Source organism: Paenibacillus sp. FSL K6-2393 (assembly GCF_038002545.1).
GTDB lineage: Bacteria > Bacillota > Bacilli > Paenibacillales > Paenibacillaceae > Paenibacillus.
On sequence record NZ_JBBOCU010000002.1, the window covers coordinates 73596 to 100277 of the forward strand.

Genomic DNA, 26682 nt, shown 5'->3' on the forward strand with positions numbered 1-26682 from the left:
CTAAATCGCGTGTTTCGTTTCGAATCTAGTTTTCAGAGAACAACACTCTGAAATGTAAGCTACGCGTTTGGTGGCGATGGCGGAGGGGTTCCACACGTACCCATCCCGAACACGACCGTTAAGCCCTCTAGCGCCGATGGTACTTGGACCGCAGGGTCCTGGGAGAGTAGGACGCCGCCAAGCAAAGAACCACTGCCGATGTTATTCGGTGGTGGTTTTTATTATATAGTTATATTATGCAGTGCAGTATGGGATTAAAATACAGATTGAATTTGGTAATTTTTCAGCACAATAGGGTGTATACATGTAACGTTATTCGATACGAATTGACGTTTTTTTGTGTAATAACTAGACTTGTCCGCTCTGGAAAAACAGTTGTGTTCATCAGGCAATACACCTGATATAACCAAGTACTTTTCCTTGACAGTCTAAATATCGCTTTGCTAAGATGGCAATAATAAATTTTTCAGAAAACGTATTTTCGGCGTAAAATACAGCCTGGAATCTTCGGGTTTTGGACCGTAAAGCTGAGCAAACATAAGGAGGAACACTTGCGTGTGGGAAGATAAATTTGGTAAGGAAGGCCTCACCTTTGATGATGTATTGCTAGTGCCACGGAAATCCGAGACACTGCCTAAAGAAGTAGATGTATCTATTCGTTTGAGCGATACTGTAAAGCTAAATATTCCTTTAATCAGTGCGGGTATGGATACGGTAACTGAAGCGACATTGGCTATTGCCATTGCACGTGAAGGCGGTATCGGTATTATCCATAAAAATATGTCCGTTGAACAACAGGCAGAAGAAGTAGATCGTGTTAAACGTTCGGAGAGTGGTGTTATTACGAATCCATTCTCACTGACGGCAGATCATCTGGTATCTGATGCAGAAGCAGTAATGGCGAAATATCGGATCTCCGGTGTACCTATTATTGAAGGAGATCAGAAGTTGGTTGGTATTTTGACCAACCGCGATTTGCGTTTTATCCATGATTACGGCATCAAAATTAGCGAAGTCATGACTCGTGAGAATCTGGTTACCGCTCCTGTAGGTACTACACTGCAAGAAGCTGAAGGTATTCTTCAGAAGCACAAGATTGAGAAACTTCCATTAGTTGATGAGACAAACACTTTGAAAGGTCTTATCACGATTAAAGATATTGAGAAAGCCATTCAATTCCCTCATGCAGCCAAAGACGCTCAAGGCCGTTTGTTGGTTGGTGCAGCGATTGGTATTTCCAAAGATACATTTGAACGTGCAGATGCTTTGGTACAAGCTGGTGTTGACCTGATTACGGTAGACTCGGCTCACGGGCACCACATCAATATCATTGAAGCTGTACGTCAGCTTCGTGAACGTTTCCCTAGTCTGACCATCGTTGCAGGTAACGTCGCTACTGGCGCAGCCACTCGTGACCTGATCGAAGCAGGGGCTTCGGTAGTCAAAGTGGGTATTGGTCCAGGTTCGATTTGTACAACACGTGTTATCGCTGGTATTGGTGTACCTCAAGTAACTGCAGTCTATGATTGTGCAACGGTGGCACGCGAATACGGAGTTCCGATTATCGCGGACGGCGGAATTAAATATTCTGGTGAAATTACGAAGGCACTGGCTGCAGGCGCACACGCGGTGATGCTGGGAAGTTTGTTTGCCGGCACAGCGGAAAGCCCGGGAGAAACTGAAATCTTCCAAGGACGTAGCTACAAAGTATACCGCGGTATGGGTTCAATGGCTGCAATGAAACAAGGTAGTAAAGATCGTTACTTCCAAGATGATGACAAGAAACTGGTTCCGGAAGGAATCGAAGGTCGTGTCGCTTACAAAGGACCATTGTCTGATACGATCCACCAACTGATTGGTGGTCTGCGTTCGGGTATGGGATACTGTGGTACAAGTAACTTGGAGCAACTTCGTAACGATACAGGCTTTATCCGAATTACAGGTGCGGGACTGCGCGAAAGTCATCCCCATGATGTACAGATTACCAAAGAAGCACCTAACTACTCGTTGTAATCTGAAGAGAGTTAATCATTTCCAGGACAGGCTCGGTGATTTTCACCGGGTCTGTCTTTTTTTGCAGATACCCCTGTGATAGAATAGAACAAGCGGTGACGATCCATGGGTGGATTAAGGCGTTGCGGCGGCTATTTGACGTGAATCTATGAATATGGTTTTGAAAAGCAAATGCAGTGCCAGAAAAGGCTGCCAGTTAAACAGAAGCGCGGACGTCCTTTTACATAAGCATTTGGATAATGCGGACTAAGTGACAATCGATAACGAACTTTGGGAGCAATAATATTGCTCGTTCGATACAGCGCATATAGCACACATCTCATACATCAACCACGCAGGTTAGGGAACAAGAAAATCGCAGTATAAGCTGCACTGAAGCAATTTACAATGCTTTGGATCGAAGGGAGTATTCATCAATTGAAAGCCAAACACATAAATAAAAAGAAACGCCAAATGCTCAAAAAGAGCGTAGCCTCGGTAATGCTAATTAACATGCTTTGTATGTCTGCAGTAATGCCGGTCATGGCTGCTGCGGATAACTCTGGTCAGGTTCTGACTGCTGCGGCAACAACAACGAAGACGGAGAAAGCCGTACAGGTGCCTGGGGTAGACTCACTTGGGCTTGAAGTTAGATCTGCAGTGCTTATGGAAGCCTCAACGGGACAGATTCTACTAAATGTTGATGCGGATAAAGCGATGCCACCTGCAAGTATGACCAAAATGATGACAGAGTACATTGTCGCCGAACAAGTCAAACAAGGTAAATTCGGTTGGGACGATATTGTAACTGTTAAAAAGAATGCTGCACAAAGTATCGGGTCGCGAATTTTCCTCGCGGAAGGTGACCAGCACACAGTTAAGGATCTCTATATTGCTATGGCTGTTGGCTCTGCCAATGATGCTACGGTTGCTTTGGCTGAACATGTTGCCGGTTCGGAAGAAGCTTTCGTGAAAATGATGAATGATGAAGCGAAGCGTATGGGCATGAAGGATACGTTCTTCATCAACTCTTCCGGTCTCGATCGAGCAGATATGCCTGCCGACTTCCGTCCAGCTGAAGACAAGGAAACAGTAATGTCCGCAATGGATGCTGCGATTCTTTGCAGATATATCATCATGGATCACCCAGACTACAAAGATTTTACAACCATTCAATCCTATAAGTTCCGTCCAAATGATAAAGCTCCAATTATCAACTACAACTGGATGCTGGAAGCGAATAAAAATATAACCAACTTCAAAAGCTATGCCTATGAAGGTCTGGACGGAATGAAAACAGGCCATACCACGAACGCAGGTAATAACTTTACAGGTACAGCTGAACGTAACGGTATGCGTCTCATCAGTGTTGTTATGGGCACAGATTCGGAATCTGCACGTTTCAGAGAAACCAAAAAGGTACTGGACTTTGGATTTAACAACTTTGAAGTAAAACAGGCTGTCGCAGGAAAGACCAAAGTGACGGGCTGGGAAGCGGTACCTTTGAAAAAAGGTAAAGAAACAACTGTTCCTGTCGTAACAGATAATGCGGTAAGTTTCGTTGTTCCTAAAGGTACTCAGAACCTGGATGTGACGTTCAAAGCAAACGTAACTGAGGCTGACAAGCTGGTAGCACCAATCAAGGCAGGTACAAAGGTTGGTACAGTAACGTACACGTATAAAGCAGATGGAATTGAGCCACAGGAAAAAACAGTGAACTTGATCACTGCGGAAGAGGCGGAAAAAGGCGGATGGTTCCGTTTGTTCTTCCGTGCCGTGAAGGATTTCTTCGTGGATCTCTTTGACGGGATCAAAAACCTGTTCTAACCCTTAGCAAACTTCATGAAAAGAGTATGATCATGATTTTGATGTATATGTGATCATATCATTGACAAAATACAAGTTATTCCGACCGGATGGATTGTATATTTACAATTTTTCCGGTAAAATATCAAGTTAGAATTCACGTATGATGAAGTAAAAAAGTACAATGTTCGTTTACCAATATGCAAGATCGTGGCTGGTAAGAGAAGGGGAATGAGCGTATGAAGATCGGCGTTTTAGCACTTCAAGGAGCTGTCACAGAGCATATTCGAAGTATTGAACGTGCTGGAGCAGAAGGTGTGGCTATCAAACAGGTTCAGCAATTGGAGGACTTGGATGGTCTTATCCTTCCTGGCGGGGAAAGCACAACGATCGGTAAACTGATGCGCAAGTATGGGTTTATGGATGCCATTCGCGCGTTTGCTGCTGAAGGCAAACCTGTGTTTGGTACCTGTGCTGGCTTGATCGTTATGGCTAAACACATTGCAGGGCAAGAGGAAGCTCATTTGGAGCTAATGGATATGACTGTATCCCGAAATGCATTTGGACGGCAGAGAGAAAGTTTTGAGACGGATTTGCCAGTCAAAGGCATTGAGGAAACGGTAAGGGCTGTGTTTATACGGGCGCCCTTGATCGAGAGTGTCGGAGACCAGGTCGAAGTTCTCTCCACATACAAGGATGAGATTGTTACCGCTCGTCAGGGGCATTTGCTGGCTTGCTCCTACCATCCGGAGTTGACGGATGACTATCGTCTGCATACTTATTTTGTAGACATGGCCAGATCCTACAAACACACGGTAGACTCTAAATAATGCATGATGTACAACCTATGATCTCCCGGTCATCGGATCACTTCCCCAGAAGCCGTGTAAGGCCGCTGGATGGCAGTTGCATCTGAACGGATGCCTGATGTTGCCTGTATCTGCTTCATAGCGGGAATCGCAGCGGAGGGTAACACCGGGGATATAGGTTGTTTTTTGGGTTACAGGTTCCGATAAGTATATAGTAAGGTATATACAGTAGAGTTTTGAGAATGGATTTTAACATAAGGCTTCACGTTGTGAGGTTATTTAGGAGGGGTATATCGTGCTTGATGTGAAAATATTGCGGAATGAGTATGCGCGTGTAGAAGAAGCATTGAATAAACGTGGCAAATCGCTGGATCTTATCGCTGGATTTACCGAGATGGATGCCAAGCGTCGGGAATTGCTTCAAGAGAGTGAAACACTGAAGAGCCGTCGGAATACGGTCTCTGCGGAAGTTGCTAGACTGAAGAAGAATCGTGAGAATGCTGATGATCTGATTGTGGAGATGCGCGAAGTCTCTGATCGAATCAAAGCCATGGACGAAGAAGTTCGGGAACTGGAAGTGAAGATCAATGATCTCACAATGGCGATTCCGAACATTCCTAACGAAAGTGTACCGATTGGAGCTTCTGAAGACGACAATGTTGAGATTCGTCGTTGGGAAGAGCCGAAGTCATTTACTTTTGTACCAAAAGCACACTGGGAAATTGCGCAGGATCTCGATATTCTTGATTTTGAAGCGGCTGCCAAAGTAACAGGTTCCCGTTTTACCTTTTATAAAGGTCTGGGTGCGCGTCTGGAACGTGCATTGATCAACTTCATGATGGATCTGCACAGCGATCAACATGGATATGAAGAGATTCTGCCTCCATACATCGTGAATCGGGACAGCTTGTTTGGAACAGGTCAACTGCCTAAGTTCGAAGAAGATCTGTTTAAGTTGAAAGATACTGAATATTATCTAATCCCTACTGCTGAAGTTCCGGTAACGAACTACCATCGCGAAGAGATTCTGAATGTAGATCAATTGCCTAAACACTTTGTGGCATACAGCTCTTGTTTCCGCTCTGAAGCCGGTTCGGCTGGACGGGATACACGCGGCTTGATTCGTCAGCATCAATTCAACAAAGTAGAGCTGCTCAAGCTCTCTACTCCAGAGACTTCGTATGAAGAGTTGGAGCAAATGACTCAAAATGCGGAGCGTGTGCTTCAATTGTTGGGCTTACCGTATCGCGTTCTGACATTGTGCACGGCAGATATGGGCTTCACTTCAGCTAAAACGTATGATATTGAAGTATGGTTGCCTGAGAGTAATACCTATCGTGAGATTTCTTCTTGCTCCAACTGTGAGGACTTCCAGGCACGTCGTGCCAATATCCGTTTCCGCAGAGAGCCAAAAGCTAAACCGGAATTTGTGCACACATTGAACGGGTCAGGATTGGCCGTTGGACGGACGGTAGCCGCTATCCTGGAGAACTATCAACAGGAAGATGGTACGGTTGTTATTCCTGAAGCATTGCGTCCTTATATGGGCGGCGCCAGTGTGATTGCACATCGCTCTTAAGAGTTAGTTAACCATCCTCATCAAGAGGAATACAAATTCAATCCGTCATTTTGGAATGGCGGATTGGAGTGTTTTGTAAAGCCGAGGCAGTTGTCTGACACGGGATTATCAATTTTGATATAAAAAAGGTTGCATTATAATGTCGAGATGTGGTATGATACTTTTCGTGGCAAGTTTATAAAACTTAATTCCCTGGAGAGGTACCGAAGCGGTCATAACGGGGCGGTCTTGAAAACCGTTAGGGGGCAACTCCACGTGGGTTCGAATCCCACCCTCTCCGCCATACTACACTTATAACAAGGACTCGAGCGATCTCGCTCGGGTCCTTTTTTGCATTGTGAGTTTGTTAAACGTAATGAGCATACAGGGTTGGTGACCGATGTATACGTTGCACAGTACAACGTTATATTTTGATTAAGGTTAATATGTATAAAAACATCTTCATCGCCGCACTTTATATAGGAGTGGAGGTGGTAAGATGAACCGCGAGTTAAACATCAATCAGACAGAGCTTGTAGGGGCTTGGCAAGAACGTTTGCCTCAAGTCCTGAATGTTGGAGACCAGGCTCAGGTAATGGCCGATGAAGCCGATCAGCAGGCGATTCGGATACACATTGCTACAGCAGGGCACGAGATGTACTCTTTTGATTTCAAATGTGCATATGTCGATTCGCGTGAAGTCAGCGTACAGCTGATTGATGTGGAACGGGATGGACGAACGACAGATGAGCGTACAGAACCGATTCAGGAACTGGCTCACGATTATACACGGCACATTCATGAATGCGCCCAGTCGTTACAATCCCAAACGAGACAATAGCCTGATTCTGAAGGAGTGAACTCAATTGACTAAAGCCAAAGCGGGAGTAGACAAAAACCTGCAAAATGTAGTCGATGATCTGGAGCAGCCTGCCGTAAACAGTCATCATGCCCAGCAAATTCAGCAAGATATTAATGATCGCCGTCATCAGGATGCACTGAATCATGACAAAACGGAAGACAGGGACCCATCCCATTCCTAACAATGATGAGGGGGCAATAATATGAGCAAACCAAAAACAATTCCCGTACCGGAAGCGCAAGCATCCGAACAGCATCGTCATTCATCCAAACGCTCTTCCATGCAGGAGCCATTATCCGGTTCCAAAAAAGTAAAAAATCAAAATCATGTGGATCATTTGAACCCCCAAGGTTAATAGAAGAAACAGATTCACGCAAAAGTCCCTTGTTACCTAACAGGGGGCTTTTGCGTATTCATACATATATAAAGACAGGCACACGCATATTCCCAAAGCTGACATAGGTCTTTGTAGCCATTTTAAAGAGGAAAGATCACATTTTTCCCAAATTAGGTTTCGGTATCTGGCGATATGGTATATCATTGATATTGAATTACTTTTTTTGGGGTTATCACGAGAGGAGAGAAACAAATGACTAAACGTATGGGGGCGCTTCTTCTTACGTTGCTGTTGACCGTATCTATGGCATTGACAGCATGTAGCAGCAAGCAGGAGCCAAAAGAGGCATTGAAGACGGCTGCGGCCAATGCTTCCAAATTAACTTCGTATGAGATGAGTTCCAACTTTACAATTAATGAATTGAGCTATAAACCTGGGGATGCGTCACAAACTGATCCTACTATGACTCAGTTTATGAGCATGCTGAAGGATGCTCAGTTGAATGTAACAGGTGTATACCAAAGTGAGCCAATGCAGACAGAGATGACTCTAGGCATCGAGCTTAAAGGCGATATGGGTATGACCTTTACCATTCCAATGGTGATGACAGCTGAGAAACTCTATGTGAAAGTGCCGAATATTCCGTTCTTCCCAATTCCGGAGAACGTTGTTGGCAAATTCCTGGAACTTGATCTGAAAGAACTGGCTGAGCAAGAGGGTACGGAATGGAACCCGGATGCTATGGACGCAGCCAAAACGCAAAAGCTGAGCAACGAAGTCATGGACGCAGTGCTGAGCGAGTACGATCAAGCTAAATTCTTCAAAAATCTAGACACCAAAGATGCACAACTTCCTGAAGGCGTAGATGCGAAGCAGGTTGTACAATTCTCGGTGAATAATGACAATGTTAAAGAAGCAGTTACTGTACTGGTAACAAAAGCTATGCCTAAAGTATTGGATATTCTGTCCAAAGAGGAATATCGTGAAATGCTGCAAATGGATCAGGCTGATATCGACAAAGCTAAAGAAGATCTGAAGATCACTGAAGCAGATCAGGCTGAAATGGCTAAAGACTTGGATAAATTGAAAGATGTTCTGACAATCAACCAATTCAACATTGATTTCGCATTGGACAAAAACGACTTCCCTGTATATCAAAAGATGGTCGCTGATGTGCTGATCAAGCCAGAAGGTACAAAAGACGAAGTGAAATTGGCATTTACCGGTTCCAATACGTACACCAAGATTAACGAAAAAGCAGCATTCAAAATCAACATCCCTACTGGCGATGACGTAATTACTATGCAAGAGTTCGAAGAACTGATGAACGCTTCATACGGATACTAAGCTCGTCGAGTTCAAATCAAACCGTTTGTTATTCAAGTGAGGGATAATTCCCTTCCGCTTGGATACAGGCGGTTTTTTTGTTACACAGCGTATGAGGGGGATTCGCAAAATAATTGATCTTTGATTTTAAATCGTGGCTGGTGATACATACAAATAAAACCGCACTCTCTCCTACATAACTAGGGTAGTGCGGTTTGGAATATTAAATTTGTATATTGTTAAATTGGAAATACAGACAGTTTTGTGTGGGAACTTCTAAATTAATTAATTCGCAAGTTCGCCCAAGTCTTCAGCAAGTACAGCATAGATCTGATGATCCTGATATTTGCCGTTGATCTTGAGGTATTTGCGAGCAGTACCTTCAAACTGGAATCCGTTCTTCTCCAGTACGCGCTGTGAACCTTTGTTGGAGGGCAATACTGCAGCCTGAACCCGATTTAACTTTAGCGCACGGAAGCCATAAGCTACGGCCAGTTTAACCGCTGCTGTCATTCGTCCGCCGCCCTGATAATCTGGATGGATAAAGTAACCCATATCTGCATAATTGGCAACGCCTAATACGACATTGTTGATACTTACTTGTCCAATCAACAGGCTGTCTTTAATGGTATAGATTCCAAATTGATATCCTGTACCTTCTTCTGCTGCCTTGACCCGATCCTCAATCCGCCGAGTCTGAGCATCCAGTGTATAGAATTCATCGTCTCGCACGGGTTCTACAGACTGGTAGGGGACGCGTGTGACCTGAATCAGGTCCAGATAGGACTGTGTATCCTGGGGTGTGAGCAACCGAAGGCTTATGCCATTGGCTGTATCATAGAGTGTTAGTGCCATTACAGCACACTTCCTTTCTAATTGGGATGTTTGTAGTCGGTGACTACTTTAACTTTTGGCGCAGACTTCTGAAAAATTGAGTTAGCATCGTGGAGCATTCAGGCTGAAGGATATCCGGAATCACCTCGGTGCGATGGTTAAAACGAGGCTCCTGTAGCAGGTTCATCAGTGTACCTGCACAGCCTGCCTTGGGATCAGCAGTACCATAGATTACGCGGGGGACCCTGGATTGTACAATTGCACCTGCACACATCGGACAAGGTTCCAACGTGACGTACAGAGAACAATCCAACAAACGCCAAGCTCCGATGGTCTCGCTGGCCTGACGAATAGCCACCATCTCTGCATGAGCGGTGGAATCCAGCGTAGTTTCACGCAGATTGTATCCCCGACCAATAATTTGGTTATTTTGTACGATTACAGCTCCAATCGGCACTTCCCCAAGAGCCTCAGCTTTGTAGGCCTCGGCAATGGCCTCCCGCATCCAGTGCTCATGCTGAGCTTCCTCAGAGAAATGCGCAAGATCGGTCTGAAGAAAATGGTCAGTCATTACTATATAACTCCTTCCAAAATCGTTTATTCAGCGAACAAGTATTCGGGTTGTTAACATGTTGTGTATAGAAATGTGGATAACCGTATAGTTGCTCACATAGTTATAAACAAACTATCCACAAGCCTGTGGGTATGTGGATAAAAGTAGTGATTAATTTCATTGTAGAGTTCGAAAATGCAAAAAACAACGAATTTCGAGCTTTTCAGTCATTCGGTAACTTTTGGACACAGGTCAATTATCCTTTTCAAAAAGACATACAAGCGTTATGATGGAGATAGGTTTTGCCATATATCGCCAGAGGGTACAAGCCGAGAGGTGAACAAAAAAACTTGTCTATTAAAACGAAATTATCCATGATTATGTCGTGCTCAGTGCTCGTTATTTTAGTGTTGAATATCGCACTGAGTTATTATACTACAGAAGAGAATCTGAGGCAGGACAGTGAAACCAAGATGGTGCTCACTGCAAAGCAGATTGCAATTGCTGTCGAACAGAATCAATACAGTTCGGATTATGTAAAACGGCAGATTGGAAACAATCTGTGGCTTGCTGCTGTCATGGCAGCGGAAGAATTGGACCCGGATATTAATAATATCACAAATGAAGAACTTGTACGCTTGAGCCAAAAGGTCGGCGTTTCGCATATTTCGTTAATGGAGCAGACGGATGATGACATCGTTGTTAGCCGCTCTTCGGATCCGAGAGAAATTGGGCTGTCCACCAAATCCATGACCTATTGGTATCAGGCCTTTAAGCAGTTGTTTGAAAAACAACAGGTGACGATTCCCCAAGGGCAGAAGTTGGAACATTTCTGGTCAGATGGATTCGAATATTCTACATCCAGTCCTTCGGATATTGATATCTGGGGTTACTACCATGATGGAAAGAGAAACTACATAATCAATCCTTTCTATAATAATACGGAAGTTGATGACTATGTGAAAATCTCTAGTCCGGATGAGATTTTAAATAAAATTCGTGAGGTCAATCCCTCCATTCTGGAGATTACAGGCATCAATCCGTTGACTTTTGGCAGCCCGAACATGGGTGATGACGGAAGAGATTCGAACTTTAGCAAATTGAATAACAGACCGATTCGTTTTGGTACATACCAGTATGGTTCTACGGATGAGGATCATCGTGCTGTGGTGCGCGCCATTCGAACAGGGCAAAATGTATCTTTTGTCAGTGAAACCCACGAACAGAAGGTACTGAAGAGTTTTATTCCCATTTTCACACCTAACCAGTCTTCCTATGTGATCAGTATTGTCATGGACTATAAGCAAATATCCTCCATGGTATCTGAGCAGTTGGTGAGCCATGCCTCCATATCGTTGGTTTTGCTGGAGATCGTAATCTTTGGCAGTTATCTGCTCGCAGGGTATATTACACGTCCGATCCAATCCATATTGGGAAAAGTGAATGATGTAGCGGATGGGCACTTTGATTTCCGTCTGAAGGTCCGGAGGAAGGATGAACTAGGCCAACTGGCCAATCGTATTAATGCCATGATTCGTAATCTGGGACATTATACGAGCCGTCTGAAACAAATGTATGAAGAGAATCGGGCCGTGAAAGAACATCTGGAGTCCATTATCAATCAGACAGCGGATGCCATTCACATTACAGATCTTGAAGGAAAAGTGCTGCGGGTTAATCGCGCATTTGAACAATTATATGGCTTTCGAAGTCGTGAGGTGGAAGGTCGTAATCTGAAGATCATCCCGCCAGAGGCAGAAGAAGAAATGAAACGTCAGCATGCCCAACTCGTTGAGGGGATGTCCATTACGTCCAACGAAACCACCTGGATGAAGAAAGACGGGACCCGAGTAGAGGTCAGTGTCAGTACGGCTCCGGTACGAGACGAGGCTGGAGAGATTACCGCGCTCATTAGTGTCTCCAGGGACATTACAAGCCGTAATCGGATGGAAGAGCTGCTCAGACGTTCTGAGAAGCTAACAACTGTAGGCCAGCTTGCAGCAGGTGTGGCACATGAGATTCGTAATCCACTGACTACGTTGCGCGGGTTCCTACAGTTACAGCAAGAGAGCAACAAGCTGAATCATCGTCATCTGGATCTGATGTTATCGGAGCTGGATCGCATCAACCTTATTGTTGGTGAATTTCTGATTTTGGCCAAACCGCAGGCGGTTCATTTTCAGAATCGGGATATTCGTTTTATTCTCGGCGATGTCATCTCGTTACTGGATAGTCAGGCGCATCTGCATGGTGTAGAATTTGTACTGCGTGCCTCATCCGATTCGGCTATGGTACACTGTGAAGAGAACCAGTTGAAGCAGGTATTCATCAATTTGCTGAAAAATGGTATGGAGGCCATGCCAAATGGAGGAAGCATTCATATCAAGCTCAAGCATGACGAGCAGTCGAAACGCGTCAGAATTGAGATCAGGGATGAAGGCATTGGTATCCCGGAAGAGATGATGCCCAAGCTTGGGGAGCCTTTCTTTACGAATAAAGAGTCTGGGACAGGGCTTGGTCTGATGGTCAGTCAGCGAATTATTCAATCACATAAGGGCATGATGGATATTAAAAGCGTCATGAACAAGGGAACAACGGTTATCATTGAACTGCCTGCATCCGAGCAACAACCGGAGGTTATTGAGGCAGATCAGGTAACGGATGAACCAATTACAGATGAAGAGAACTAGATGAGGTGAGATTACCTTTTGCGTATTAATAAATTTATTAGTGAAACAGGTTATTGCTCCCGGCGTGAAGCCGACAAGTTGGTGGATAGTGGTCAGGTAACCATTAATGGAGTTAAGGCTGAGCTGGGCAGTCAGGCAGAAGAAGGCGACGATGTACGAATTAATGGCAAACCGATCAAGGAAAAGAGAAAACACGTATATATCGCGCTGAATAAACCAATCGGGATCACAAGCACAACCGAGCAGCATATTCAGGGCAATATCGTTGATTTTGTCGGGCACGATGAACGTATTTTCCCTATTGGACGTCTGGATAAGGACTCGGAAGGTTTGATCTTGATGACCAATGATGGTGATATCGTTAACCGGATTCTTAGAGCAGAAGGACGGCATGAGAAAGAGTATATCGTTACTGTTGATCGATCTGTAACCCCGAGTTTCCTTAGAGGTATGAGCACTGGGGTGAAGATATTGGGTGAAATGACCCTCCCTTGTACCGTGACCCGGATGACGGATCGAGTATTCCGTATCATCCTGACTGAAGGAAAGAACCGTCAGATTCGGCGGATGTGTAGTGCCTTTGGCTACGAGGTTCGTAAGTTGAAGCGTATTCGGATCATGAACATTCATCTTGGAGAAATGGCGACAGGTTCTTGGAGAGAGCTTACTGCTGCTGAAAAAGCGGAGCTGGGCGGTCTGTTGGACTATTCACTGGAATAGTTGATTCGACTTTGACTAATTAACTGATTGAAGCCCTGCTTTCCGAAAAGGAGAGCAGGGCTTTTTGGTATAAGGTCAATGACGACAGGTGAATCTTCGCAAATAGTGTGAAAAAATGTAGAGATAAACCAAGCATAAGCTTTATATAAACCAAAAAGACCGTTCTCCTTGTACCTAGAGAACGGTCTTTGGTTAATGAATCGCTGCAGGCCTCTAGTTTCCTCCGCCAACGGCTTTTACATTTGTATTGTTACTTTGATACTTCCGAATGATAGATACCTCTACACGGCGATTCTGTGCCCGCCCGGTATTGGTGTCATTACTGGCAATCGGGTGATACTCTCCATAACCACTTGGTGTGAATTTGGAAGGGTCCAATTGCGAGTTCAGCAACAGGATTTTCAGGAAGTTGAGCGCACGATCTGCACTCAGATCCCAGTTATCCTTATATTGGTTGTTCGAAATGGGAATATTATCGGTATGACCGGATACAACCACTTCATATTCAGGGAACTCCTGCAGCATGCTTGAGATTGCTTTGGCCAAGGATCGTGATTCAGGCTTTACATCTGCTCGGCCTGAGGAGAACAGGGCGTTATCACTGATGGTGATCTTCAATTCAGACTGATTCAGCTTGGTGTTCAGTTGGTCCGAAAGTCCGTTCTTCGAGATATACTGGTCAAGTCGTTTCTTGAGCTTCTCCAGATCTTCCTGCTCTTTTTGAGCCATCTGTGCATCCGTTATCTGAGCTGGTGTTTTCTTGGTGATTTCTGTAGGTTCCTGTTTGTTCTTACCCAGATCGGCACCTGGCGTATCCGGATTCATGGACGTATGATCCAGAACACCGGAGCCTCCATTCAATGCACTGCTTAGTGCGGAAGCCATCTGCTCGAACTTGGCTGCATCGAGTGAACTCATGGAGAACAACGTGATAAACAGGGCAAGCAACAAGGTCATCAAGTCAGAATATGGAAGCAACCAGCTCTCGTCTATATGTTCTTCATGTGGTTCGTGCTTTTTAGCCTTTTTCACCTGATGATCCCTCCTTCTCTTCCAGTTGTTTACGTTCGGAAGGTGTCAGGAATACGGATAACTTTTGGTTGATGGCAATGGTGGATACACCAGACTGTATGGATAACAATCCTTCAACCATCATCAGCTTGATCTCCATTTCTTGCTTGGACATCCGCTTCAGCTTGTTAGACATCGGGTGCCATAACACGTAACCACTAAATATACCAAGGAGTGTTGCGATAAATGCTGCCGCAATCGCATGGGAGAGTTTCTCCATGTCACTGAGATCGGCAAGTGCTGCGATGAGACCTACAACGGCCCCGAGAACCCCGAGCGTTGGTGCGTACATCCCCGCCTGGGCGAAGATCAAGGCACCGCCGCGGTGGCGCTCCTCTGTAGCATGAATATCTTCCATTAGTACATCACTTACAAATTCCTGATCGTTGCCGTCGATAATCATACGCATACCGCCACGAAGGAACTGATCGTCAATCTCTTCTACTTTTGATTCCAGTGCAAGCAAACCTTCACGACGGGTAGTGGAAGCCCAATCCATAAACGTGCCGATCAGAGACACTCGATCAATAAGTACTTGATTTTTGAAAATAATTCCGAAAAGCTTAGGGATTTTCTTAACTTCAGACATTGGAAATGCGATAAAGATAGTTCCTGCTGTACCAACAAAGATAATAACGTAAGCTGCCGGATTGTTAACCAGGTTGATTAAGGGCGCACCCTTCAGGAACATACCGAGTACAAGGGAGACCAGTCCAAAAACTAGTCCAATAATCGTTGAAATGTTCATCATACACCTCATCCATGAGATAAAATTGAATCCTTTCAAGCGGCTGTATTCGGGCTTCCGGACGAATTTTTGGCCGCAATCCGTTCAATGTTAGGCATTCCTTACGGTTGCTAAAACAGTTAAAACGGTCATATATGTATTTATCGACCAGAAGGCCTTTTTTTTTAAGGGCTATTTTCAGGTATAATAAGATCAAATCCGCTCCTTAGGGGCCGAATAGGAGTGAAAAGCCAATGGGCGTAAAGCATGGACGGGATTATGAAGGAATTTTGACAGATCTGACAACGGCAATCGGACGCATACCGGATCGGTATGTTTTCTTTGAAATGGACGCGGAAGAGTGGGAGAGACTGGCTGCATCTGACCAACTTGAAGTGGATGAGGCGTTGGCGGAGGATTTGTTCTATGCGCTGGGCGAGGAGTCTGTTATTCCGGTTGGAAGTGGCGTGGTCATCCATGATAAGGAACAGCACCGCATTCATATTTTGATCGGGGAAGAAGAGTTGACGTTTGTACCTTTAATTTAGTGTGTTTACATGCATTTTCAGGGGTATGAATTCAACTGGAATTGCCCTCAAAGCCTTATGGTTAGGGGTTCTATGCCATGTAGTTGATTGGATTTTGAAGCTTGTCCGTGGTAAGATGTTAGTCGTGAAATGGGCCAACCGCATGGCGGTGAGCCTGGCCTTTGAGGTTGCTGTTGATAGCGTGAAGGTGTCGGTGGTATACGGACGCATGTCTGTAATATACCATCCTATGGGGAGGAAGATAACGCATGGTTTTTTCGCAAGAGGAAGTCGAAGCTCATCTGGGAAGGCTGGAAGGCTGGGAACTGGAAGAGGGACGGTGGATTGTACGTAAATTCGTGTTCTCCAACTACATGAAAGGGATTGCATTTGTGGATGAGGTCGCTGCGATCTCGGAAGCATTCAATCATCATCCTTTTATTACGATTGATTATACAACGGTTACGCTGCGTCTCACGTCATGGGATGCGGGTGGTATCACATCTGTAGATATCAAGGAAGCAGGGCAATATAACGAAGCTTATGACAAAATGAGGTCGGAATAACGAGGTCAGTTATTATCGCGCGGCCAGAAGTGAGTGAACCGTACATGTCAGACTATAATCAGAAACAACCTCTTATTGCTGTCGTAGGCAGTCTCAATATGGATCTCGTGGTGAAGACAGACACGATTCCGGAAGAGGGAGAGACGGTGAGTGGTGAGGAGCTGCATTATCTCGCTGGTGGCAAAGGGGCCAACCAGGCTGTTGCCGCTGCGCGTCTGGGTGGACAGACGACGATGATTGGTGCGGTGGGATCGGACGGTTTTGGCGAACGTCTGCTGCACAGCCTGACGGAAAGTGGTGCAGATACCTCGCAGGTTAGCATATTGGAAGACACGGTTACAGGGACGGCTTCCATTTGGCTCTCTCGGGGAGACAACCGGATTATCGTTATTCCTGGTGCGAATGGGCAAGTGGTGCCTGAGATGCTGGAAGAGGCGGATACGGTAAAAAGCCTGACTGCAGCCGCAGCGGTGCTGCTGCAGCTGGAGATCCCGCTGCCAGCGGTTACCCGCGCCGCCCAACTGGCGGCTGAAGGCAGCGCATTGGTGGTGCTCAACCCGGCCCCCGCGGTGCCGGGTCTGCCGCAGGAGCTCCTGCGGTGCGTCGACGTTGTCACGCCGAACCGCAGTGAGCTTGCCGTGCTTACCGGCCGGGATCATCTCCGGCCGGAAGACCTGGATGCGGCGGTCGCAGAGCTCGCCGCATCCCTCGGGGCCGCTGTCGTCACGACGCTCGGCCCCGAGGGGGCTGTGTACGCGGCGGCGCCTGGCGGCCGCGTACAAGCAGGGCGTGCCGGCGCTTGCCGTGCGCCCGGCTACGCCGTAAGCGCCGTCGATACGACCGGCGCTGGCGATTGCTTCAACGGCGCGCTGGCAGTAGCCCTCGCGCGCGGTGAGACTTTGGACGCGGCCGTAGGCTTTGCCATGGGTGCGGCCGCGTTATCCGTGACAAAGCTCGGCGCCCAGTCCGGGATGCCGTACGCACGTGAAGTTGAGGCCTTTCTGGCTGAGCATGCGGCAGAGGCCTAATAATTGGTATAACAAAGAGGCTCTTATTCTCCCAAAAGGGGATTAAGGGCCTCTTCATTATGTGCGTGCAGAGATTATTTCTTCTCTGACAGCCACATGGCGATATTTGCAATCTCTTCATCCTGCAGTTTGCCCTTGAAGGAAGGCATACCACCTTTACCTTTGACAATCGTAGAATAGATCTTCTCCAGATCATCCTGGCTGCCGATATTGGCCAGAGCAGGTCCTACGCCACCTTGAAGCTGATCCCCGTGACAGGAGATACAATTGGCTTTGACCAGTGCTTCAGCCTGTCCGGCATCCAATGTTACTTCCGGCATGGTTGGCTTGGCTTCTTCAGCCACTTCTTCTTTCCCTGGAAGCGTAAACATTAAAACAATAGCTAAAGCGCATGCTGCAAAAAATACTCCGCTCATGATCCATTTGTGCATCCCTTATGTCCCCTCCAGAATGAAAGATCATCTAACCTGAAACTATCCATATCATTATAACGGAACCTGTACTGACATCATAGCATTTTGTGGGAATTTTTTGAACTAATCACATAACAAGGGGCAAATTTAGTTGTTTTGCAATGGATTCTAACCGCGAGGCCCTTCATAAACCATACAGTGAAAGGGCTTCAAGCCGCTTGGGGTCTGTCGTTCGTATGTATCTTGGGTGACAAATCCACTCTTCAGATAGACTTGAATGGCACGAGCATTCCAAGTGAGTACTTCCAGATCAATCTCGTTCGTGGGATTTCGGCGAATGGCTTCCTGTACAATGGCAGTGACAAAAGCTGTCCCTTGACCCTGACCACACAGCTCTGGATGCATGCCAAGGCCAATCCGGGTTACCCCTTCAAGTGGGAAGTATTGAGCAAACCCACATATACGATCGTTCTGATCCAGGACGATCGCATATTGCTCCTGCCGCAGCTGTGCATCTCCGAATTCCACTTCCAGAGCTTTCATCTGGTCCCAGGGGAGCCAGCTGTAGATATTGTAAGGCGGGTCATACTGCCAACTGCAGATAAGCTCCGCATGTTCTTCTCGCATGGGTACAACGTGAAACGTCACAGGGGTTTCCTTCATACACCTGCATGCTCCTTTCCTTGAAACAGAACTCTTTGTCCACTCTACAAAAGAGCTGTTCATTTAGCAAGTCTTCCTTCTCAAGAAAAAAAATGAAACAAAAGTTCCGGTAATTCCGTTTATATTATAACGGGATGGGTAAAAACATCATAAGGGCACGGACGAACGAACGCAAAACGAACCTGTTGATGTCGCAGGATATGCCCTGAGTATAACTTGCAACATGAATAAGGATTGAAGCACAAAAAAACCGCCGGATACATTCCTGCGGAGAATGTACCGGGCGGTTCTGTTATGCTTCTTGCTTCGTTCCAGTATGGTTAATGGTTACAGCATCATGTTGCTCAGCTTGTCCCTAGTCAAGGGCCAGTGATTCATATGCGTCCGTGCTCATAATCCGTTTCGCGCCAACATAACGATTGGCCCAATAGCTTTCACTCAATGCACTGATCGTAACGCCTTTGGAAGAAGAGGAGTGTGCGAACTTTCCATCCCCTACAAAGATTCCTACATGTGATACGCCTTTACCTGTTGTATTAAAGAACACCAGATCGCCAGCTCTCATTTCCATGCGTGATACGGAATCGCCCATGTCGAATTGGGAACTGGATTGGCGTGCCAAATCAATACCCAACTTGTCGAATACATACCGTGTAAATCCGGAGCAGTCAAAGCCGTTAAGCGTTGTTCCCCCACTTTTGTATGTAGTTCCCATTGCTGAATCAATTACTGTGTCCATCTTTGAATCTGCGAATGCGCTACCTGCACCAAGCGATAAAGCGAATGTGATGCTAAGTACAGCTGCGGTTAATTTCTTCTTGAACAAGAGATATTCCCCTTCCAACGCCTGCGAGGTTAGCTTAAGGATTCGGTTGAAGGTCCCCTATGATCCCTCTGTAGCAAGATCAATTCACCCATAACTGGTTCCCCCGCTTCCCAGGTGCCAGGAATTTGGCTATGCTAGTTATGCACCTGCGAAATCAAGAAATGACGATTTAATTTTAAGTAGTTACAAATATGAATGTAAAGATTACAAAGTTGTTACTAAAAACTCACTGCGATTATTGTAACAGAGGAGTACGGCTTTGGCAACGTTTAGCAACAAATTTAGCAAAAAAAACCTCGACCTTTGACGGGGAAAGGTTGAGGTTTGCCTATTTATAAGTACATATTAGGCCGTGAGTTTAACATACGATGGTAACAATTTTTAAACTATCTGCTCTCACCTTTGGATATTTTGGACTGCCATAATCGGAAATGGCTGCATATTTTCCACAGACTTAATAGACATCTAGCAAGTGGATACGTCTGTTGTAGTATAAGTCCGGTAAGTCCCGTTAATAACCATGAGGCTGAAGTGAATGACCCAAAGACGAGCAGGTGTACTCCGCCCAGCAGGAGTGCAATGCCGATTACAGCGATGAGATGACGCAGTGCAATCCAGAGTGCTTTGAGAATACCGTGAGCCCCGCCTTCTCCTTCTGGTGCCGACACACCGAACTGCATGTAGAGTATGGCATGGTGGATGATCCAACCATATACAATCCAGGCAGCAACATAAGGTATACCAGGCAAAAGTAATTGAAGGGAATGAAATCCGTCCATGAGAATCGAGTAGAGCTTCGGTAAGAGCCAGTAGGCGGGCAGAAGTATCAATAAAGTACGTATGGTGTGGAGCAGCAGCATCGGTTTCCACAGATTTTTGATTCCGCGGACAAAGGGGATGCGCTCTTCTGTAGAATTAAAGTGCTGAAGTGAGTAGAGCAGTCCTGCCTGAATGAGGGGGCTGATCAACATGCGAACCAGCAGCATGCCCCCTAGAATCCACAGATAACGATGAACCTCCGGATGAGTAGACAGGTTAAGTTGACTTTCCATTTTAAACAAAAGTGTACTCAGCTCCCCGGCATCAGAATCTGGATAGCGCAGGAGTAGGGGGATGACCGCCGATTGTACCATTCGATAGAAGAAATATCCCCAAATGAGCTGATAGAGAAATAAGAGTGCGGCAATGAACATATGCTGACGGACGAGAAACCAGCCTTCACGTATTTTTGCTTTCACCGTTTCCACCTCACCATGACAGACCTCCGAATATGGCTTCTATTAGTTTGGTTACACTCATGTTCCAGCGGGACTTCGTCCGCTCATCCAGTCCGGATTTCAGGAAATTGTTCATATGGCGGTTCTCCAGCACGATCGAGTACAGGGGATCGGTCATGGCCCAGGATACGGGGGATGTGTGAGTTAATTTATAGGTGATGCGATCTTCTTTGCCATTCCATTGCTTGGTGAGGATATGTCCGTCTTCAAAAGCAATGCGAACAGGAACGGCGTTGTAATCACTCCCTTTTTTTGCGATCGTCAAGGATGACTCGTACAATGTTTGACCGTCTTTCTGTACGGGCGTAACACGAATCTTCTCTACAGCAAAGTCAGCCATCCCGTTACCATAGACATATTGATCAAAATAATCAGACCAGGAAGTGCGGGTCACTTGTTCCACAACGTTCTGAAAATCAGCCGAAGTGGGATGTTTGAAGCGGTACTTCTTCACATAGGTAGAGAGAATGCGTTCCATCGTTTTCGCCCCGACTTGATGTTCGATCCCAAGCAATACAAGCTTGCCACGTGTATAGACATTGGCTGCATACTCATTCTGTGAATCAAACTTCCAAGATTCTTGTGTTAAGGATGACGGAGACGTAACCAGTCCCGATTGTACCGGCAGATTCGGAATCAATCCGTATTCCTGCTCCATCAGTTTGTCTTCTGCATAAGAGGTGAACCCCTCATCCAGCCAGGCTTCCTCGAATTCGTTGCTGGCAACCATGCCGTAGAAGTACTGGTGTCCGATCTCGTGGACTACGGTACGTTCCAGGTCATAACCTGGGGTAGTATCATCGGCTCCAAAGGCCGTAACTAGCGTAGGGTATTCCATACCTCCAGCACCGTTCCCCGCTTTGGGTGGAACTACGATGGATAAGGTTGCGTAAGGATATGGACCAAACCATTTGCTATAATTGGCTAGTGCGGCCTTCGCGGCGTAGAAATAACGTTCTTTCAGATCCTGATGAGCAGGGTCCAAATATAACTTGATTCGTACACCAGGCACATTGGGTGCAGAGAAGGGTTCCTCGGCGTAGACAAAATCCGGTGAAGCTGCCCAGGCGAAATCATGCACATCATCGGCATAGAATTGATAGACCTTTTCTCCGTTCTTCACCACGGCTTGTTGCGTCGGAAATCCGGTAGCAGCAACTTTGTATGTTTCAGGCACCCGAATACGCACACTATATATACCGAAGTCGGCGTAAAACTCTGAATTGCCATGGTATTGGTGCAGATTCCAGCCTTCCGTTGTTCGTCCACGCCTGCCCACAGGTTCATAGGCACTTAATTTGGGAAACCATTGACCAGCCATGACAAAATCATCAGCAGTTCCCATCCGGGCAAAAATCTTTGGCAGATTCACTTCGAATCGGGTGTGGAGTGTAATACTTTCCCCGCCTTTGACCGGTTTGGGTAAACGTACTTTAATGAGGGTGGTGTCCTTGATATTTCCGTCATCTGGTTGCACATACTGCATCCGGTGCAGCAGAGAGAGCCCGTCCTCCGTTTTCATTTCGGTAATGTTCATGGAGCCATAACCATTGGTAGGCATAACATCACCCCGAAGCTTTCCACCGGATTCCTTCATAAAGGTGGTGTCAGCAGAAGAGAAGGCGTTGGGGTACATATGAAAGTAAAGCTCGCTGACGGTTTTTTTGCCTGGATGAGTCCAGGTGATCGTCTGAGTCCCTTCCAATACGTTTCCTTCGACCAGCTTCACATCCATGTGATATTCCACAACAAGGTTGCTGTACACTTCGGCTGTAGGGGTCTGTACACTTTCTGGAGGTGCTGGGGTTGGAGCTATTGCCTTGGGCTTGCCCGATTCGGGGGCGAGTACTGGCAATTCTGAATGAGTTGAGCGATTATAACCCAGAGTGATCCATATCCCTCCGGCAAGTACACACAGGGCCAGGGATGCAGTGAGCCAGCTCTTGGCGCGTCGTGGAATCATCGTTAAATACCTCCCGTTGACAAGCATCTACAGCATGTATATGTTTGCAATGGGACAATTATTAGTTAAAATATTTGTATCAACCCTTGGAGGCTATAAACATGGACCAAAACGAGCAAAACGGCAAAAAACAGATTGCCTTGAATATCGTTAGTGCAAAAAGCAAGCATAAAGGCTTCGGTGCAGGCTCCATTGATCTGAATAACCTTTCCCCGGTCATTATTGATAATGGCGAAGCCAAAATCGATATCGGTGCGATGCATGCGAAAAGCAAAGTGGAACGCAATATCAAGTTCTCTACCAATCGTGAAGATGTGCCCAACGGACGCCAGGTATGGCTGGTGTGGGTAGCTGTCGATCGCACGGAGGAAGGCCAACTGTATGGTGGAGCAACGGCATGTGAGATGTGGATTGATACGGAAGCAAGACGTGGATGGAAACTGCTGGCGGAACATGTGAATCGCATGGATTATGCCTTGAAGCGTCGCTTCATGCTGGATGAGCTTGGACCTGAAGCTCGAGCTGCACTTAAGACACTGCTGATCTCACACAACGAAGACTGGTGGAATGCTTCTCCAGATGTATTGAAGGAAGCACTCGCCTAAGTCAGATCTTTCAACAAAGTATAAAAGCAAAAAAGCAAAAGGCCCCTTGACCGGAAAGTTCGGTTGGGGGTCTTTTGCTTGTGCATTAATCGTATTCATTGATCTGAATAATTATGAGTTTTCATCCGAAGTGAATTTCCAATTGTTCAATATAACCAGAGGTTATAGGTGACGCAACTAAGTCATCGCGCATTTGCGTCATTCTACCCACCAACGTTTGAAATCTCCCCACCAGGAATGTTTCTCTTCCTGTATGCCTTGCTGATTCTGTACCTGACGGGTCTTCTCATCTTCTCCAGAATCCGAATCATCCGTCGTGCCATGGCATACCTCTGTCGGTTCAGTACCATCAATAAAAACTTCCAGCCGTTTCTCTTCACAACCGTTGCCTGCCAGCTTGCCGGATTCCGGGTCAATATAGACACTGACGACATGATCAGGCACGGTGAAAATTTTGGGTGGTACGCTCGCAAGTGCCTGCTCTGTGAACTGGGCAAAGATCGGAGCCGCCCGGCGGCCATCCGAAGTTGAGATGGCTTTGCCTTGGTCGTACCCAACCCATACCGCGGTGGAGAGCTCCGGTGTGAATCCAACGAGCCAGGCATCCGTATTGGTCGTTCCCGTCTTTCCGGCAACCGGACGTTTGATCGCGGCAGATACCCGGTTACCCGTTCCCCCATTTTCGAAGACGCTTTCCATCAAACGAGTCAGGACATAAGCTGCCGCAGGTTCCACCACGGTCTCAGCTTTCGTCTGTGGCGATTCATAGAGTACACGTCCTGCGGCATCTGTTACTTGCAGAATGGCGACAGGTGGCGTCCGTTGTCCACCAGCAGCAATGACGGAAAAGGCCGACGCCATCTCCAGCGGGCTGACAGGTGACGTTCCCAGTGCAAGAGAAGGTACGGCGCTCAGGTTGCTTGTAATGCCAAGGTTTTTTGCCATACTCACAACCTGCTCAGGACCGATCTGCATAATGGTGTTCACCGCATAGATATTGTCTGAAGCGGCGATCGCCTGTCTTAGATCAATCTCACCCAGATACTTGTCTCCAAAGTTGCCGGGTTTATAGGTTTTGCGGTCATTGTCATAGTGAAAAAGGGTAGGTTCACTGTTAAATATGGATGCACTGGTGAGCTGCTTGGATTCCAGGGCTGCCAGATACATAATGGGTTTAAACGCCGAACCTGGCTGGCGCGTTGTCGCCAGTACATGGTTAATCTGATTGGTGCGATAATTCTTGCCGCCTACCATGGCTTTGATGTAGCCTGTACGAGGGTCGATGGACACGAGGGCCGTCTCCAGCTCGCTTTTGGCATCCATACCCTTCGCTATGGCGTCTTCAGCTGCTTTTTGTACACGCAGATCCAGGGTGGTGTAGATATTCAATCCCCCGTGATCCAGCATCGCTTCACTGATTCCCAGCTCTTTGATGGCCAGATTTCGGATATAGTCACGGAAATACGGGGCACTTTCCACCGTTTTACGCTCACTTTCCGGTTTAAAAGAAAGCATTTTTTCATAGGCCTTATCCGCTTCGGCCTGGGTGATCTTACCGATATCAGCCATGGCATTCAGCACAATCTTCTGTCGGTCTTTGGCATTCTTCATATGGTTATAGGGTGAATAGTAGGTAGGTCCTTTCGGAATTCCTGCCAGCATGGCACTCTCTGCAAGATCTAGCTGTTTGGCTGATTTGCCAAAATACATTCGCGAAGCCGCTTCGATTCCGTACGCACCATGCCCATAATAGATTTCGTTCAGATACATCTGCAAAATTTCATCCTTGCTGTATTTCATCTCCAATTGCGCCGTGTACATGGCTTCCTTGGCTTTGCGAGTCCATGTTTTCTCATGAGATAGATATAGGTTACGCGCCAGCTGTTGAGTCAATGTACTCGCACCCTGCGACATCTGCATATGTTCGAGGTTAACGAGCACAGCCCGTCCCATCCCTTGCACGTCGAACCCGTAGTGATTATAGAATTTGCGGTCCTCTACAGCGAGAGTGGCATTGACCAGATCTGGAGCGATATCCTCCAGTTGAACGGGTACAGAGTCTTTGCCACCTGCGGAGAAGGTAGCGATGACTTCACCCTGACTGTCCAGTAATCTGGAATTCCGATCAGAGTCTGCTAGGGGCAGGCTGGTTGCGTATAGATAGACCAATCCTGCAGCGGTAGCAAGTATGGCGAGCACGGCGAGCAGAGACAGGTTTTTAAACAATTTTCGTACACGGAACCCGCGTTTGCGGGTCTTTTGATTTGGCTTGGTCATGGAACGGGCTCCTCTCTTTTCTTCCAGTATGGGACTTGATTGGCAGGGATATTCAATCGGGTGCATAAGCAAACAAAATGTAGCATTTTCGCCTTGAAAACCGTTTTGCAGTATAAACGTCAATCGCGTATAATGCAAAAGGGTAATGAAAAGGTAAGATTCGGCACAAGATACTAAAGCGCGTAAGGACGAACAGACGAATGGTCATTGATTCATTGATTAGTCAGACGCTCTGCACGCTCTGGTCAATTTAATCTATATAATGAAGTGAACCGCGGACCTTTCCCGCAGGCCAGCAATTATAACGCGATATGGCGCCGAACGCTGGACGTGCTTGGGCGAACCGATTATAGTGCACAGCACTTGGTCGGGTATGGCTGATCATTAACTTTACGGAAAGAAGGTAGAGATTATGGAATTGTGGTTTACGGAGAAACAGACCCCGGTATTCGGGATCACCGCGAAGATTAAGCAGACCTATGTTACAGAGAAAACGGATTTTCAAGATTTGGCCATGGTAGAGACCGAAGAATTCGGTAACATGTTGCTTCTTGATGGCATGGTGATGACGACTGTAAAAGACGAATTCGTATATCACGAAATGGCGGCACACCCTGCGCTGAACACTCACCCGAATCCGAAAAAAGTTCTGGTTGTCGGTGGCGGCGATGGCGGAGTCATTCGTGAAGTCATTAAACATGCTGCTGTAGAAAAAGCAGTTCTCGTCGAAATTGACGGTAAAGTCATTGAATACTCTAAAAAATATTTGCCTAAAATTGCCGGCAAGTTGGACGAGCCTAATGTTGAAGTGCTCGTAAACGACGGCTACATGCATATTATTGAACATAAAAATGAATACGATGTGATTATCGTAGACTCCACGGAGCCTGTAGGCCCGGCTGCTCCATTGTTTGAGCGTGGTTTCTACCAAGGCATCTACGAAGCATTGAAAGAAGACGGAATCTTCGTTGCCCAAACGGACAACCCTTGGTTCAAGGCAGATCTGATCCAGAAGGTGAACAAAGACGTCAAAGAAATCTTCCCGATCGTACATGTGTACGGCTGTAATATTCCAACCTATCCAAGTGGTTTGTGGACATTCACCATGGGTAGCAAGAAACATGACCCGCTCGAAGTGGATGAGACTCAAATCCCGGAGATGGATACCAAGTATTACTCTCCGCGTCTGCACAAAGCAGCATTTGTACTTCCTAAATTCGTGGAAGATTTAACGAAATAAAAGGGGAAATCA

25 protein-coding genes, 1 tRNA gene, 1 rRNA gene and 1 riboswitch are annotated in these 26682 nt (G+C 46.4%); of the genes, 17 read left to right on the forward strand and 10 right to left on the reverse strand.

The window, feature by feature from the left end; genetic code table 11:
• Positions 1-66 precede the first annotated feature (66 nt).
• The 10 genes from rrf (at position 67) to MHI14_RS27475 (ending at position 8711) form a co-directional block, all read left to right on the forward strand.
• A 5S ribosomal RNA gene (rrf, locus tag MHI14_RS27430) occupies positions 67-183 on the forward strand.
• A gap of 372 nt (positions 184-555) precedes the next feature.
• Entirely contained in the window at positions 556-2013 is a 1458-nt protein-coding gene (gene guaB / locus MHI14_RS27435) for an IMP dehydrogenase (protein ID WP_017691330.1), read from the forward strand.
• A 387-nt stretch (positions 2014-2400) separates the two neighbouring features.
• Positions 2401-3819, forward strand: coding sequence for a D-alanyl-D-alanine carboxypeptidase family protein (locus MHI14_RS27440; RefSeq protein ID WP_445670380.1), 1419 nt, complete (start codon positions 2401-2403; stop codon positions 3817-3819).
• A 218-nt stretch (positions 3820-4037) separates the two neighbouring features.
• A complete protein-coding gene (gene pdxT, locus MHI14_RS27445) occupies positions 4038-4628 on the forward strand; it encodes a pyridoxal 5'-phosphate synthase glutaminase subunit PdxT (RefSeq protein ID WP_091039250.1) in 591 nt (196 codons plus the stop codon).
• 274 nt (positions 4629-4902) lie between these two features.
• Entirely contained in the window at positions 4903-6186 is a 1284-nt protein-coding gene (gene serS, locus MHI14_RS27450) for a serine--tRNA ligase (RefSeq protein WP_341131781.1), read from the forward strand.
• Positions 6187-6380: 194 nt separating this feature from the next.
• A tRNA-Ser gene (locus tag MHI14_RS27455) sits at positions 6381-6469 on the forward strand.
• Between the two features lie 195 nt (positions 6470-6664).
• Positions 6665-7006 carry a hypothetical protein gene (locus MHI14_RS27460; RefSeq protein ID WP_341131782.1) on the forward strand — a complete coding sequence of 114 codons (342 nt, stop codon included), beginning with the start codon at positions 6665-6667 and terminating at the stop codon, positions 7004-7006.
• A 25-nt stretch (positions 7007-7031) separates the two neighbouring features.
• Positions 7032-7208 (forward strand): hypothetical protein, encoded by a 177-nt coding sequence (locus tag MHI14_RS27465; protein ID WP_017691325.1) that lies wholly within the window; start codon positions 7032-7034, stop codon positions 7206-7208.
• 21 nt (positions 7209-7229) lie between these two features.
• The gene (locus MHI14_RS27470) at positions 7230-7382 is read left to right on the forward strand and encodes a small acid-soluble spore protein P (RefSeq protein WP_036607296.1); all 153 of its coding nucleotides are present in this window, start codon (positions 7230-7232) and stop codon (positions 7380-7382) included.
• Between the two features lie 234 nt (positions 7383-7616).
• A complete protein-coding gene (locus MHI14_RS27475; protein ID WP_133387537.1) occupies positions 7617-8711 on the forward strand; it encodes a hypothetical protein in 1095 nt (364 codons plus the stop codon).
• 264 nt (positions 8712-8975) lie between these two features.
• Here MHI14_RS27475 and MHI14_RS27480 read toward each other — a convergent pair whose 3' ends face one another.
• The gene (locus MHI14_RS27480) at positions 8976-9545 is read right to left on the reverse strand and encodes a GNAT family N-acetyltransferase (protein ID WP_133387536.1); all 570 of its coding nucleotides are present in this window, start codon (positions 9543-9545) and stop codon (positions 8976-8978) included.
• 43 nt (positions 9546-9588) lie between these two features.
• Entirely contained in the window at positions 9589-10095 is a 507-nt protein-coding gene (gene tadA / locus MHI14_RS27485) for a tRNA adenosine(34) deaminase TadA (RefSeq protein WP_339311614.1), read from the reverse strand.
• A gap of 332 nt (positions 10096-10427) precedes the next feature.
• On the opposite strand from tadA, the gene MHI14_RS27490 reads away from it, so the two are divergent.
• Positions 10428-12767 carry an ATP-binding protein gene (locus tag MHI14_RS27490; RefSeq protein WP_091039255.1) on the forward strand — a complete coding sequence of 780 codons (2340 nt, stop codon included), beginning with the start codon at positions 10428-10430 and terminating at the stop codon, positions 12765-12767.
• An 18-nt stretch (positions 12768-12785) separates the two neighbouring features.
• Entirely contained in the window at positions 12786-13487 is a 702-nt protein-coding gene (gene rluF, locus MHI14_RS27495) for a 23S rRNA pseudouridine(2604) synthase RluF (protein WP_091039225.1), read from the forward strand.
• A gap of 213 nt (positions 13488-13700) precedes the next feature.
• Here the strand turns inward: rluF and motB are convergent, their stop codons facing one another.
• Both motB and motA read right to left on the reverse strand, forming a co-directional pair.
• On the reverse strand, positions 13701-14519 hold the full coding sequence (gene motB, locus MHI14_RS27500; protein ID WP_249913818.1) for a flagellar motor protein MotB: 819 nt from the start codon (positions 14517-14519) through the stop codon (positions 13701-13703).
• Positions 14506-15306 (reverse strand): flagellar motor stator protein MotA, encoded by an 801-nt coding sequence (gene motA / locus MHI14_RS27505; protein WP_017691317.1) that lies wholly within the window; start codon positions 15304-15306, stop codon positions 14506-14508. Before motA ends, motB begins: the two co-directional genes overlap by 14 nt.
• Before the next feature lie 233 nt (positions 15307-15539).
• On the opposite strand from motA, the gene MHI14_RS27510 reads away from it, so the two are divergent.
• From MHI14_RS27510 to rbsK, 3 genes are all read left to right on the forward strand, one after another.
• Positions 15540-15833, forward strand: coding sequence for a hypothetical protein (locus MHI14_RS27510; protein ID WP_074092938.1), 294 nt, complete (start codon positions 15540-15542; stop codon positions 15831-15833).
• 248 nt (positions 15834-16081) lie between these two features.
• Entirely contained in the window at positions 16082-16378 is a 297-nt protein-coding gene (locus tag MHI14_RS27515) for a 4a-hydroxytetrahydrobiopterin dehydratase (RefSeq protein WP_062838136.1), read from the forward strand.
• A gap of 44 nt (positions 16379-16422) precedes the next feature.
• Positions 16423-17406, forward strand: coding sequence for a ribokinase (gene rbsK / locus MHI14_RS27520; protein ID WP_341131783.1), 984 nt, complete (start codon positions 16423-16425; stop codon positions 17404-17406).
• Between the two features lie 74 nt (positions 17407-17480).
• Here the strand turns inward: rbsK and MHI14_RS27525 are convergent, their stop codons facing one another.
• The 5 genes from MHI14_RS27525 to MHI14_RS27545 form a co-directional block, all read right to left on the reverse strand.
• A complete protein-coding gene (locus tag MHI14_RS27525) occupies positions 17481-17837 on the reverse strand; it encodes a c-type cytochrome (RefSeq protein WP_036607288.1) in 357 nt (118 codons plus the stop codon).
• A 150-nt stretch (positions 17838-17987) separates the two neighbouring features.
• A complete protein-coding gene (locus tag MHI14_RS27530) occupies positions 17988-18482 on the reverse strand; it encodes a GNAT family N-acetyltransferase (protein ID WP_091039216.1) in 495 nt (164 codons plus the stop codon).
• Positions 18483-18837: 355 nt separating this feature from the next.
• Complete coding sequence (locus MHI14_RS27535; protein ID WP_091039214.1) at positions 18838-19308, reverse strand: C40 family peptidase; 471 nt, start codon at positions 19306-19308, stop codon at positions 18838-18840.
• 3 nt (positions 19309-19311) lie between these two features.
• Positions 19312-19449, reverse strand: a riboswitch (cyclic di-AMP (ydaO/yuaA leader).
• Positions 19450-19694: 245 nt separating this feature from the next.
• A complete protein-coding gene (locus MHI14_RS27540) occupies positions 19695-20546 on the reverse strand; it encodes a hypothetical protein (protein ID WP_249913820.1) in 852 nt (283 codons plus the stop codon).
• A gap of 10 nt (positions 20547-20556) precedes the next feature.
• Complete coding sequence (locus tag MHI14_RS27545) at positions 20557-22548, reverse strand: M1 family metallopeptidase (protein WP_341131784.1); 1992 nt, start codon at positions 22546-22548, stop codon at positions 20557-20559.
• Between the two features lie 101 nt (positions 22549-22649).
• Between MHI14_RS27545 and MHI14_RS27550 the strand changes: the two genes are divergently transcribed.
• Positions 22650-23153: a YwhD family protein gene (locus tag MHI14_RS27550; RefSeq protein ID WP_091039209.1), complete on the forward strand. Its 504-nt coding sequence runs from the start codon at positions 22650-22652 to the stop codon at positions 23151-23153.
• 198 nt (positions 23154-23351) lie between these two features.
• Here the strand turns inward: MHI14_RS27550 and MHI14_RS27555 are convergent, their stop codons facing one another.
• A complete protein-coding gene (locus tag MHI14_RS27555) occupies positions 23352-25430 on the reverse strand; it encodes a transglycosylase domain-containing protein (RefSeq protein ID WP_341131785.1) in 2079 nt (692 codons plus the stop codon).
• 412 nt (positions 25431-25842) lie between these two features.
• On the opposite strand from MHI14_RS27555, the gene speE reads away from it, so the two are divergent.
• Entirely contained in the window at positions 25843-26670 is an 828-nt protein-coding gene (gene speE / locus MHI14_RS27560) for a polyamine aminopropyltransferase (protein ID WP_341131786.1), read from the forward strand.
• Positions 26671-26682: the final 12 nt, after the last annotated feature.